Genomic DNA, 12588 nt, shown 5'->3' on the forward strand with positions numbered 1-12588 from the left:
CTCCTCTTTTCGACCATATAGATTATCGCCCAAACTTCACAATGAAAGTATCTGCTGTTTTCTCCATCTCATACCCAAGATACCCCTCCGAAAGCAAAGCCTGCTGTCCACTAGCATCACTCATTAGAATACTTTGAATATCCGTCCAATCGCTTTCTTTATCTCCGCGCAATTTCTTCACAAAAACATACCGCAGACTACCACCATACTTCTCCTTTAGCGCAGCAATCGCCATCCCTTGCGCAAACTTATCCTTCAAACTCGGGATGTTAAAAGGAGCAACGGTGCAGCATACATAATCATATTTGCTATCTTCTTTTTGTAATTCGTCCATGATGACGTTTGCTAATATTTTTTGCATCCCATTTCCTCGGCAGTTCGGATGAACGTTTGAGATTTCTTGATAGATGACGCGGTGCAGTTCACTTTCTGATAGACCAATATCAAGCCCTAAATGTTCATCGTCGATAGGAGGGACGAGTAGAGCGCGAAATGCGATGAGTTCGTTTTCGATAAAAGCACCGATCATCATGCCGTTTCCTTCTAGAATGTATTGAAATTCTTCTTGTGAGAGTGGTTGTAAACGACTTTTATCTTCTAGTGTTTCAACTACGATGTTTTGTAGTGATAAAATTTGTTCGATGTGCTCTAGTGATAGTAATGTAACGTGAAATGATTCGTTATTTTGTTTTAATGTTCCTTTGTATAGAACTGTCATGCGTTAGTCCTCCTTTAGCGTACAATGTCCTGAAAGACGGTGAGTTCTTGTAATGTATCTTCGTTTATTTCAATGCCGAGTCCAGGCTTTTCGTTTAAGCGAATGAATGGTACGTCGTAATGTAAGTTTCCGATGTCTTTTGTGAATTTTAATGGCCCTGTTAGCTCTACGCTCGTAATGATTTTCTTTGAGAAAGCGACATGGAATCCTGCGGAAGAGGCAACAGATGATTCGACCATTGATCCCACTTGGCATTCAATGCCTGCCATTTCTGCTTGATGAGCGAGCTTTACAGCTGGATATATGCCGCCGCATTTCATTAGTTTTATATTTACTTTATCAGCAGCTTCTAATTTAATAATTTGGCGCATTTCACGAGAACTTTTTAATCCTTCATCAATCATAAGCGGGAGGTCTGTTTTAGAACGAATATGAGCCATGGCATCAATATCGTCCGCGATAACAGGTTGTTCAATCCAGTCAATGTTTAAATGTCCTAATGAACGTAGTGCTGTTAATGTGTTTGCGCTATTTTTCCAGCCTTGGTTTACATCAACGCGAATAGCGATGTCATTTCCTACACGTTCTCGTACAGCTTCAATACGTTTCACATCTTCTTTTACATTTGTACCAACTTTCATTTTGAAAGATTGGTAACCTTTTTGAATCATAGAAGCAGCTTCTTCAGCCATGTTTTCTGGATCGGCAATACTTAAAACATGAGTGACAGGGAATTCTTCATGATAGCGCCCGCCAATTAATTGATATACAGGTTGATTTAGTTTTTTGCCCATTATATCAAAACAAGCAATATCAATTGCGGCTTTCGCTGTTGGAACACCGTAAATTGTATTGTCCATCATGTCGTGTATTTTTTCGATATTCATTGGATTTTGCCCGATTAGAGCAGGGGTTAGCGTATGTTTTAAAGTATGGAAAGTACTTTCCCATGATTCACCTGTGACGTGATCATCAGCAACGCCTTCACCGTAACCGATAATACCTTCATCTGTTTCCATTTTGACGATAATAGAGGGCATATCAGAATAAGAGCCATAACTAATAACAAACGGATTGCGAAGCGGTAAACGAATTGCGTAAAGATGAATAGCTGTAATTTTCATTGAATAGAAACCCCTTCCTGTTTACAATAGTTTTATACATTTGATATAGTTGACGTTAAATAGTCGTTAATTAATGATAAGGAGTTAGAGAAAATGATGATAAAAATTGCAGTTGTCGGTTCAAAGGAGTTTATGGAGAACCTTTTTCCAATTGCTCAAAAATTAGAAGGAATAGAAATTGATCCATATATTTACCTTCATCCGGCGGAATCTTCTGAACTATTAAAGTGTTTAAAGCCTTGTGATGTCATCTTTTTCTCAGGTGCTTTACCTTATTATATGGCAAAAGAAATAAGAGAACAATTACGAATTCCAAGTACATACTTACAGCAAGACGAGACAACTGTCGCATCTTCAATTCTTTCTATCATGTATCATCAAAGTATTCAACCACATAACATTTCCATCGATTTAGTAGACCGCTCGTTTATTACAAATGTGTTCCATGATATCGGTATAAAAGAAAGTCCACAAGTGTTGGATTATGAAAATATGCTGTGGAGTAAAGATGAAATAAATAGAGTTATCGATTTTCATGTAGCTAAATATCAATATGGAGAGGCTCATTTAGCTTTAACTAGTATTCACGCTGTTTACGACGAGCTTCAAAAAATAGGTATTCCTTCAGAGCGTATGATTGATCCAACACAGTCCATTATACATGGGCTAAAAGATGCAAAAATAAAAGCTGAGTTAGCAAAAAGCTATTCAGCTACTGTTGGTGCTTGTATTATTTCTTCCTTAGAATTACGAGCGAGTTTGCTTGAAAAACTAGATGTCATTTCAAAAGAACTACGTGGTTCATTTAAACAAGTGGATGAAATGACATGCATTTTGTATACAACTCGTGGTGATATCGAATCGATTATTAAAACAAATGCGATAGATAACTTGTTTGCGAGCATAGAAGGAACGATAGCTATTGGATTTGGTTATGGGAAAACCGTGAAAGAAGCGGAGCAAAATGCAAAAATTGCTCAAAGTTTTGCAAAGAACAATCCAATAGATCGTTGTTTTTATATACTAACAAGTGATAAAGATTTGTTTGGTCCGTTCCCGAAAGAACAGAGAGTACAAAGTTTGAAAAATGATAATCCGGAACTAATGAAAATAGCGAAGGAAACGAAGCTTAGTCCGGCCAACTTGTCAAAAATCATTCAATTTAGTCAATCGCACCCGTCATTGAAGTTTACAGCAGCTGACCTTTCTGAGTATTTACAAGTGACTCGAAGATCGACAGAAAGGTTGTTAAAGAAATTAGTTGATTACGGGTATGCTCATATTTGCGGCGAGGAAATGCCCTATCAACAAGGGCGACCTCGCGCACTATATGAACTGAATTTACCGCTATTTTTAAGCTTCTAGTTGAGCTTTTTGTTTCTTTAGTAGTTCTGCTTTTTCAATGTCTGATAGTTTTACAATTGTGAAGCCTGTTATACCATAAATGATTGAGATAATAGGTACGATGAAATTCAAAATAGCATACGGGGCATATTCAAATGCACCTACGCCAAGTGTAGCGAGAATAAATACACCGCACGTATTCCAAGGAACGAAGACAGAAGTTAATGTTCCGCCATCTTCTAATGCTCTGGATAAGTTTTTTGAATGTAGTCCTTTTTCTGTGTATGCATTTGCGTACATTCTTGAAGGGACAACAATTGAAATATATTGTTCAGAGCAAGTAAGGTTTGTTGCAAAACAAGATGCGATAGTAGAAGCGATAAGCCCTTTTGCTGATTTCGCTAACTTTAAAATCTGATTTACAATTGAGCGAAGAATACCTGTATGTTCTAATACTCCTCCGAAAGTCATAGCGACAATTGTCATCGAGACTGTATTCATCATCGAATCTAAGCCACCGCGGTTAAATAGTTCGTCTACTAGCTTGTTTCCAGTGTCTATAACAAATCCAGCTTGGAGTGCACCGACAGATGCTGATACAGAACCACCTTGAATAAAGACTTGTGATAAAAATCCTAAAATAATACCGACGAGAATCGCTGGTATGGCAGGGACCTTTTTAGCGACCAATACCATAACGACTACGGGTATAATGAGTAGGAAAGGTGAGATAACAAAGTTTTGTTGCAATACTTGTAACGTTTGATCGATGCTCTTCGCATCAATATTGTTAGCGCCGAAGCTTCTTCCTAAGACCGCGTAGACGATAAGAGTAATAATTAAACCTGGAACTGTAGTAAATAACATATGACGAATGTGTGCGAATAAATCTGTATTTGTTAATCCTGCGGCTAAGTTAGTTGTGTCTGAAAGCGGTGACATTTTATCGCCAAAATAAGAGCCTGAAATAATGGCACCAGCAACCATTGGAGCTGGAATTCCCATACTTAGGCCAATTCCCATTCCAGCAACACCAATTGTGCCCATTGTAGACCAAGAGCTACCAATTGCTAATGCTACGATAGAACAAATGACGGTAATGGAAACTAAAAATAGTGATGGAGTTAAAAGTTTTAAACCGTAATAAATCATCGTTGCGACGATTCCACCGCCAATCCAAGCACCAATTGTTAAGCCAACAAGAATAATAATGACGATAGCGGGTAATGCAAGACGAATCCCTTTATACATTGCTTCTTCAAGATCATTCCATTTGTAACCGTAACGCCAAGCGACAATAGAAGCAACGGTTGTACCAATAATAAGTGGAACGTGAGGGGTTTGTTTTAATACAACAATTGTAACCATCATAACTGCAACGGTAATGATAATAGGGATAATCGCTATTCCAAAAGGTATTTCTTTTTTCATAAAGTTCCTCCTTGTTACGTATGTTTGTTTGTATTTTTAGAATTGTCGTAAAATAGACGTTTATTAGGTTATGATAACTAAAAGTTTATGTAAGCGTCAACATAAAAAACAGAAAATAAGGAATGTTCTAGTTGTTTGTTTAGTTTGTAATATAAGTGCAGAGTAAGCTTTTTAAGTATTTAAAAATAAATAATTGACTTTTTTCTTAAAATTCAATATGTTCATAAAAACATCTGTTTTTCATAAGTATAATTAACCCGAATCGTTTGTAATGTGGGAAGGAGACTGGAACGTTGAAAACATTAGAACTACAAGAGCGCTTAACGGAGATTTTTCAGCATTTACACGAAAACCCTGAAGTAAGTTGGAAAGAATATGAAACGACAGCGTATATTACTGACTTTTTAAAAGAAGAAGGAATTTCATATAGAACATTTGATGATTGTCCAGGTGTAATTGCTGAGATTGGAGGCGGGAATCCAGTTATTGCGATTCGTGCTGATATGGATGCACTTTGGCAAGAAGTAAATGGAGAATTTAAAGCGAACCATTCATGTGGCCATGATGCTCATATGACCATTGTAATGGGACTTATTTTACAATTGAAAAATATGAGATGGAAAAGTGGTACGGTTAGATTTATTTTTCAGCCAGCAGAAGAGAAGGGGAATGGTGCTTTGAAGATGGTGGAGAAAGGTGCTGTAGATGATGCTGATTTCTTATTTGGCGTCCATCTAAGACCAATTGAAGAACTATCTTTGAAACAAGCAGCCCCATCTATTCGTCATGGAGCAGCAGGATTTTTAGAGGGTATGATTCATGGGGAGGATGCACACGGGGCAAGACCACATCAAGGTGTGAATGCAATTGATGTCATTTCCATGATTAATATCGGTTTGAAAAATATCTGGCTGCCACCGCAAAGTTCTTATTCAGTAAAAATGACGAGATGCCAAGCTGGTGGTGATAATTTAAATATTATTCCGGGAAATGGTCATTTCAGTTTAGATGTAAGAGCAGAGAGTAATATACTATTAGAAGAATTAAAGAAAAAGATTGAGCATGTAATAGAATCAGCTGCATCGATGGGATCAAAAACTTCATACGAATGGATGGATCTTGCACCAGGAGCAGAGGTTTCCGAAGAAGCAGAGCGCTTTATGCGTAAAGGTATTCTCGAAGTGTATGGGGAAGAGAGATGCACAGGGCCTCTCTATACGACAGGAAGCGATGATTTCCATTACTATACAGTGAAAAGACCACATTTAAAAGCTGTCATGCTTGGACTAGGAGCAGACCTACAACCTGGATTACACCATCCGTATATGAGGTTTGATCATAGTTGTATTATGGATGGGGTAGAAATATTGAAACAAACTGTATTGAAAGTGTTAGAAGACAGGGGCTAGAGAGCTCCTGTTTTTTTGTCGTGAATTGTCGGCAAATCGATATATTTGAAAAACCGTTGATATATTTTGAGTTATGATAGATATATTGAGAAAATCGTTGATATATTTGAAGTTACGATAGATATATTGAGAAAATCGTTGATATAATTTCACGTACCTATTAATTTGATGAAAAATGAGCCTCCAGTACATGGTGTATAATAATAAGTATCATTTTTTAATAGGAGAAAACGAATGAACGAACAATATTACGATGCAGTTTTACATATAAAAACAGTCGGTGAGCAAAAAGGGTTTAACAAGTCTATGCATTATCATCGCTATGAACCGACACCGTATAGCGGGTTAGATGAGTTATTGAATCAATATGAAATACGAAGTAGCGACCGAATTGTAGACTTTGGGTGCGGAAAAGGGCGATTAAACTTTTATATGCATCATAAATGTGGTGCTTCAGCAGTTGGAATTGAAATGAATGAAGAGTTTTATAAAGAAGCGATGGATAATCGAGATCGTTATGCACGAAAGACACGAAACAGTAAGGGGAAAATTCAATTCCAATGTTGTTTAGCGCAGGAATATGAGATTGATCCACATGATAATAGGTTTTATTTCTTTAATCCGTTTTCTGTGCAAGTGTTTATGAATGTAGTAAATAACATTTTGCTTTCAGTAGAAGAAACGGGGAGAGAAGTAGATATTATTTTATATTATCCTTCTGAGGACTATATTTTCTTCTTAGAAAATCAGACTGCGTTTGAGCTGAAGAAAGAAGTTAGATTGTCAGGTGCTTATGAGAAGAATGGGAATGAGAGGTTTTTAGTTTATACATTAGGGTAATAAAAAAACAGGTGCCAAGGCACCTGTTTTTTTATTAGTTACGGATTAAGTAATCAAATGCACCTAAAGCTGCGTTTGCACCTGAACCCATAGAGATGATGATTTGTTTGTACGGATTATTTGTACAGTCACCTGCAGCAAACACTCCTGGTACGTTTGTAGCGCCGTGCTTGTCTGTTACGATTTCACCGCGAACGCGTTCAACTGTTTCGCCTAACCAGTCTGTGTTTGGTACAAGACCGATTTGTACGAATACACCTTGTAATTCAACGTGATGAACTTCTTCAGTTTCACGATCGATGTAAGAAATACCGTTTACTTTATCAGTACCAGTGATTTCTTTCGTTTGAACGTTTTTCAGAACAGTTACGTTTGGTAAGCTGTTAAGACGCTCTTGTAATACAGCATCAGCTTTTAATTCTGGCATGAATTCAAGAACAGTTACGTGCTTAACGATACCTGCTAAGTCGATAGCTGCTTCAATACCAGAGTTACCTCCACCGATAACTGCTACGTCTTTTCCAGTGAATAATGGACCGTCACAGTGTGGGCAATATGCTACACCTTTATTTTTGAACTCAGCTTCACCTGGTACGCCAACATTACGCCAGCGAGCACCTGTAGAAACGATTACGCTCTTACTTTTCAGAATAGCGCCGTTTTCAAGTTCCACTTCAATAAGTTCTTTTTTCTCTAAACGTTTCGCACGTTGTAGATTCATTACATCGATGTCGTATTCTTTTACGTGTTCTTCAAGGCTTGCTACTAGCTTAGGACCTTCAGTCTTTTTTACGCTGATGAAGTTCTCAATGCCCATAGTATCCATTACTTGACCACCGAAGCGCTCAGCAACGATACCAGTGCGGATGCCTTTACGTGCTGCGTAAATTGCTGCACTTGCACCAGCAGGGCCACCACCAACAACAAGAACATCGTATGGATCTTTATCAGAAAGCTCTGATGCATCTGGACCGTTACCCATTTTAGCTAAAATTTCTTCAAGTGTCATACGACCGCTTCCGAAAGATTCGCCGTTTAGGTAAACAGTTGGTACTGCCATGATGTCTTTGCTTTCTACTTCCTCTTTGAATGCAGCGCCATCAATCATAGTATGTGTAATACCAGGGTTAAGAACGCTCATTACGTTAAGAGCTTGTACAACATCAGGACAGTTATGACAACTTAGGCTGATATAAGATTCAAAATGATATTCGCCTTGAATGTTTTTAATTTGATCGATTAATTTTTGTTCAACTTTTGGAGCGCGTCCACTTACTTGTAGTAAAGCTAACACTAATGATGTAAATTCGTGTCCTAATGGAATACCAGCGAATACGACACCAGTGTCTTCACCAGGGCGGTTTACGCTAAAGCTTGGTGTTCTCTCTAATTCAACTTTTTCTACTGTAATCTTAGATGACATAGTAGCTAATTCGTCTACTAGAGCTAACATATCTTTAGATACGTTATCGTCTCCTGCGCTTACCTTAAGTAAAATATCGTTCTCCATTAATTGAAGGTATTGGGATAGTTGTGTTTTTATATCTGCATCTAGTATCATTTTGATCGAACTCCTTAGATTTTGCCTACAAGGTCAAGGCTTGGTTTAAGTGTTGCAGAACCCTCTTGCCATTTAGCTGGGCAAACTTCACCTGGGTTGTTACGTACGTATTGAGCAGCTTTAATTTTGTTAACAAGAATGCTTGCGTCACGGCCGATACCGTCAGCATTGATTTCCATAGATTGGATAACGCCGTCTGGATCGATGATGAATGTACCACGAGCAGCAAGACCTTCTTCTTCCATTAAAACGTTGAAGTTTGTAGTGATTGTGCGAGTTGGGTCACCAATCATGATGTACTCGATTTTGCCGATAGTTTCTGAGCTATCATGCCATGCTTTGTGAGTGAAGTGAGTGTCTGTAGATACAGAGTATACTTCAACGCCTAAGTCTTTTAGAGTTGCGTATTGGTTTTGTAAGTCTTCAAGTTCAGTTGGGCAAACGAATGTGAAGTCAGCTGGGTAGAAACAAACTACACTCCATTTTCCTTTTAAACTTTCGTCAGTAACTTGGATAAATTCTCCATTATGGTAAGCATTAGCTTTAAACGGTTTTACTTCTGTGCCGATTAATAACATATTAAAATTCCTCCTAAATGTTGGTTTTGAGCATCAAAAAATAGTGTGCTCATAAAATATATTTTTTAATTAACTATAATAATTCTAATTCGATATTAATTATCATATAGAAGTGGTTATTTTGTCAAGAGAATAAACCAACTTTATACCGATTTAATTAATATTTATTCTCAATTAAGGCTAACAGAGAATGGAAAGGTAACTTTAAGTTTATAAATTTTCAATGATTGTTTGAAAGAGTAGTGTGTATGTTAGAGATATGGTGTAAGTGTAAATTCTTAGGAAGGAAATATTTCTTAGAAGTTATGTATTTGAAAAGGAACTGCTTATTTCTATTTTACAAAGAATTGTGCGATAAATAAAATAAAATGAATCGAAATCTTTTTGAACAATTTTTGTCATCTCGAATATATAATTAGGAAGTATATTACGATGATAGTTAGAAATATTGACTCAAAGTGCTAACGAGATATAATAAAACCTAGATATACCTTTCAAAAAGAAGAATACATATTTATAGGATGAAAAAATTCAACCTATTATTTTTTATAGCTTTTAGAAAACGCTTACAATTGGTGTGGAGGGGAAACCATGTCTAAGTTCACAAAGTATTTTTTAATGGAAGCTAAAGATGTGATTGCATATGTGAAAGAGAAATTATCTAAGTTTGAACATGCAAAGGGGCTGAAGTGTAAAGAAATAGGTGATGGCAATTTAAATTATGTGTTCCGCGTTTGGGATGAAAAAGAGAACATGTCTGTCATCGTAAAGCAAGCTGGGGATACAGCTCGCATTTCAGATGAGTTTAAGTTGTCGACGAATCGTATTCGCATAGAATCAGATGTTTTGCAGTTAGAGGATGAGTTAGCACCTGGACTTGTTCCTAAGGTGTATTTATTTGATAGTGTGATGAACTGTTGCGTAATGGAAGATTTATCGAATCACACAATATTACGTACAGCACTTATAAATCATCAAATATTTCCGCGGCTTGCTGACGACTTAACTACTTTTATGGTAAATACACTTTTATTAACATCGGATGTTGTAATGAATCATAAAGAGAAGAAGGAACTTGTGAAGAATTATATAAATCCTGAATTATGTGAGATTACAGAGGACCTCGTATATTCAGAACCATTTACAAATCATAATAAGCGTAATGAGTTATTTCCTTTAAATGAGGGATGGATTAGGGAGCATATTTATAGTGATAAAGAGCTTCGTATGGAAGTAGCGAAACGTAAATTTTCTTTTATGACGAATGCACAGGCGCTTATTCATGGTGATTTACATACTGGTTCTGTTTTTGTAAGAGATGATTCTACAAAGGTTATTGATCCTGAGTTTGCTTTTTATGGACCTATGGGATATGACGTCGGGAATGTAATGGCGAATTTAATGTTTGCTTGGGTGAATGCAGATGCAACGATGCTACCTGGAGCTGAGAAAGATACGTATATGGATTGGTTACAAACTACGATGGTAGAGGTAATTGATTTATTTAAGAAGAAGTTTTTAGATGCTTGGGATATTCATGTGACCGAGATTATGGCGAAGGAAGAAGGCTTTAACGAAGCCTATTTACAATCTGTATTAGAGGATACAGCTGCAGTGACAGGTCTTGAATTAATCCGCCGTATTGTTGGATTAGCGAAAGTAAAAGATATTACTTGTATTGAGAATGAGGAAGCACGTGCTAGAGCGGAGCGAATTTGTCTTAAAGTAGCGAAGAGTTTTATTTTACGAGCGAATCAATATAGAACGGGTACAAGTTTTGTAGAAACGTTAAAAGAACAGTCAATGCACTACGCGGAGTAAGGGGAGAATATGATGGAAGAGCAATTAATACCAATTCAGTGGAAAGATGATGCTTTAGTTTTGTTAGATCAAACGTTATTACCGAATGAAATTGTTTATGAATCTTTTAAAACAGCTGAAAGTGTGTGGGATGCCATTCAAGTAATGAAAGTACGAGGTGCACCAGCGATTGGTGTTTCAGCAGCTTATGGAGTGTATTTAGGGATAAAGGAATTTGCTGAAGGTACGGAAGAAGGATTTATGGATGAAGTAAGAAAGGTATGTACATACTTGGCGACATCAAGACCGACTGCCGTAAATTTATTTTGGGCACTTGAAAGAATGGAAAGTGTAGCGACAGATAATATTCATTTATCAATCTCACAGCTGAAAAATAGATTACTAGAAGAGGCAAAAGAGATTCATAGAGAAGATGAAGAAATTAACCGTCAAATTGGAGAACATGCATTAACATTATTCCATGATGGAATGGGAGTATTAACACATTGTAATGCTGGTGCGTTAGCGACGACTAAGTATGGTACTGCGACGGCTCCAATGTACTTAGCGAAAGAAAAAGGATGGGACTTAAAAATCTTTTCGGATGAAACACGTCCAAGATTACAAGGGTCAACGTTAACGGCATTAGAACTACAGCGAGCGGGAATTGATGTTACTGTTATTACGGATAATATGGCAGCTATGGTCATGTCACAAGGGAAGATTGATGCAGTAATCGTTGGATGCGATCGTGTGGCAGCGAACGGTGATATAGCAAATAAAATTGGCACATTAGGCGTATCTATTTTAGCTAAGTACTACAACATTCCGTTTTATGTAGCAGCGCCAACACCGACAATCGACTTAAAAACACCGACAGGAAAAGAAATTCCCATCGAGGAAAGAGATGCTTCGGAAGTGATTAATCGCTTCGGACAATATTCTGCTCCGAAAGAAAGTAAAGTATATAATCCAGCATTTGATGTTACTCCACATGAAAATGTAACAGCGATTGTTACAGAAAAAGGGATTGTAAAGGCACCGTTTACGGAGAATTTAAAAAAGCTATTTCAATAAGTAGATAAATGTAAAAGTCAGTCATCATAAGCTTCATACTTAGGGGGATGTATATGTTATTACAAAAAGAAAGAGAAGAAATTGTAGCGTATGGAAAGAAAATGATTTCTAGTGGTTTAACAAAGGGGACGGGTGGTAATATTAGTATCTTTAATCGTGAACAAGGTCTTGTTGCGATTAGCCCAAGTGGTTTAGAGTATTATGAAACAAAACCTGAAGATGTAGTTATATTAAACCTAGATGGTGAAGTAGTAGAAGGAGAGAGAAAACCATCAAGTGAATTAGATATGCACCTTATTTACTATAGGAAGCGTGAAGATATAAATGCGCTTGTGCATACACATTCTCCTTACGCGAAGACGATTGCGTCATTAGGATGGGAGCTTCCGGCTGTGTCATATTTAATTGCTTTTGCAGGCCCGAATGTCCGCTGTGCGCCGTATGAAACATTTGGTACGAAGCAATTAGCGGATGCTGCTTTTGAAGGCATGATTGATCGCCGAGCTGTGCTACTTGCAAATCACGGTTTAATTGCTGGTGCAAATAATATAAAAATGGCGTTTACTGTTGCAGAAGAGATTGAGTTTTGTGCTCAAATTTATTATCAAACGAAAAGCATTGGGGAACCAAAGCTATTGCCAGAAGATGAGATGGAGAATTTGGCGAAGAAGTTTGAAGGGTATGGGCAGCAGTAGAATGAAACAAA

Annotated in this window: 11 protein-coding genes; 6 read left to right on the forward strand and 5 right to left on the reverse strand. The window is 37.3% G+C overall.

The window, feature by feature from the left end; translation table 11 throughout:
- Positions 1-22 precede the first annotated feature (22 nt).
- On the reverse strand, positions 23-718 hold the full coding sequence (locus V6946_RS01855) for a hypothetical protein (protein ID WP_000217578.1): 696 nt from the start codon (positions 716-718) through the stop codon (positions 23-25).
- A 14-nt stretch (positions 719-732) separates the two neighbouring features.
- Positions 733-1842, reverse strand: coding sequence for a mandelate racemase/muconate lactonizing enzyme family protein (locus V6946_RS01860; protein ID WP_000704492.1), 1110 nt, complete (start codon positions 1840-1842; stop codon positions 733-735).
- Between the two features lie 93 nt (positions 1843-1935).
- Here V6946_RS01860 and V6946_RS01865 point away from each other — a divergent pair, with 93 nt between their 5' ends.
- Positions 1936-3207, forward strand: coding sequence for a hypothetical protein (locus tag V6946_RS01865; protein WP_000972814.1), 1272 nt, complete (start codon positions 1936-1938; stop codon positions 3205-3207).
- Here the strand turns inward: V6946_RS01865 and nhaC are convergent.
- Positions 3196-4617: a Na+/H+ antiporter NhaC gene (nhaC, locus tag V6946_RS01870; protein WP_000711525.1), complete on the reverse strand. Its 1422-nt coding sequence runs from the start codon at positions 4615-4617 to the stop codon at positions 3196-3198. The genes V6946_RS01865 and nhaC overlap by 12 nt on opposite strands.
- A 293-nt stretch (positions 4618-4910) precedes the next feature.
- On the opposite strand from nhaC, the gene V6946_RS01875 reads away from it, so the two are divergent.
- A complete protein-coding gene (locus V6946_RS01875; protein ID WP_000853516.1) occupies positions 4911-6026 on the forward strand; it encodes a M20 peptidase aminoacylase family protein in 1116 nt (371 codons plus the stop codon).
- Between the two features lie 234 nt (positions 6027-6260).
- A complete protein-coding gene (locus tag V6946_RS01880; protein WP_366981941.1) occupies positions 6261-6866 on the forward strand; it encodes a methyltransferase in 606 nt (201 codons plus the stop codon).
- A gap of 34 nt (positions 6867-6900) precedes the next feature.
- Here the strand turns inward: V6946_RS01880 and ahpF are convergent, their stop codons facing one another.
- Both ahpF and ahpC read right to left on the reverse strand, forming a co-directional pair.
- On the reverse strand, positions 6901-8427 hold the full coding sequence (gene ahpF / locus V6946_RS01885; RefSeq protein WP_000599501.1) for an alkyl hydroperoxide reductase subunit F: 1527 nt from the start codon (positions 8425-8427) through the stop codon (positions 6901-6903).
- Positions 8428-8441: 14 nt separating this feature from the next.
- Positions 8442-9005 (reverse strand): alkyl hydroperoxide reductase subunit C, encoded by a 564-nt coding sequence (gene ahpC, locus V6946_RS01890; RefSeq protein ID WP_000924420.1) that lies wholly within the window; start codon positions 9003-9005, stop codon positions 8442-8444.
- A gap of 591 nt (positions 9006-9596) precedes the next feature.
- Between ahpC and mtnK the strand changes: the two genes are divergently transcribed.
- From mtnK to V6946_RS01905, 3 genes are read left to right on the forward strand one after another with little or no spacing between them, the layout of a single operon-like run.
- Positions 9597-10826: an S-methyl-5-thioribose kinase gene (mtnK, locus tag V6946_RS01895; RefSeq protein ID WP_000033223.1), complete on the forward strand. Its 1230-nt coding sequence runs from the start codon at positions 9597-9599 to the stop codon at positions 10824-10826.
- 9 nt (positions 10827-10835) lie between these two features.
- Positions 10836-11882, forward strand: a complete 1047-nt coding sequence (gene mtnA / locus V6946_RS01900; RefSeq protein ID WP_086385321.1) for an S-methyl-5-thioribose-1-phosphate isomerase — start codon at positions 10836-10838, stop codon at positions 11880-11882.
- A gap of 53 nt (positions 11883-11935) precedes the next feature.
- Entirely contained in the window at positions 11936-12577 is a 642-nt protein-coding gene (locus tag V6946_RS01905; protein WP_000926554.1) for an L-fuculose-phosphate aldolase, read from the forward strand.
- Positions 12578-12588 lie beyond the last annotated feature (11 nt).

The organism is Bacillus sp. PPSBB_2, from assembly GCF_045291115.1.
GTDB lineage: Bacteria > Bacillota > Bacilli > Bacillales > Bacillaceae_G > Bacillus_A > Bacillus_A cereus.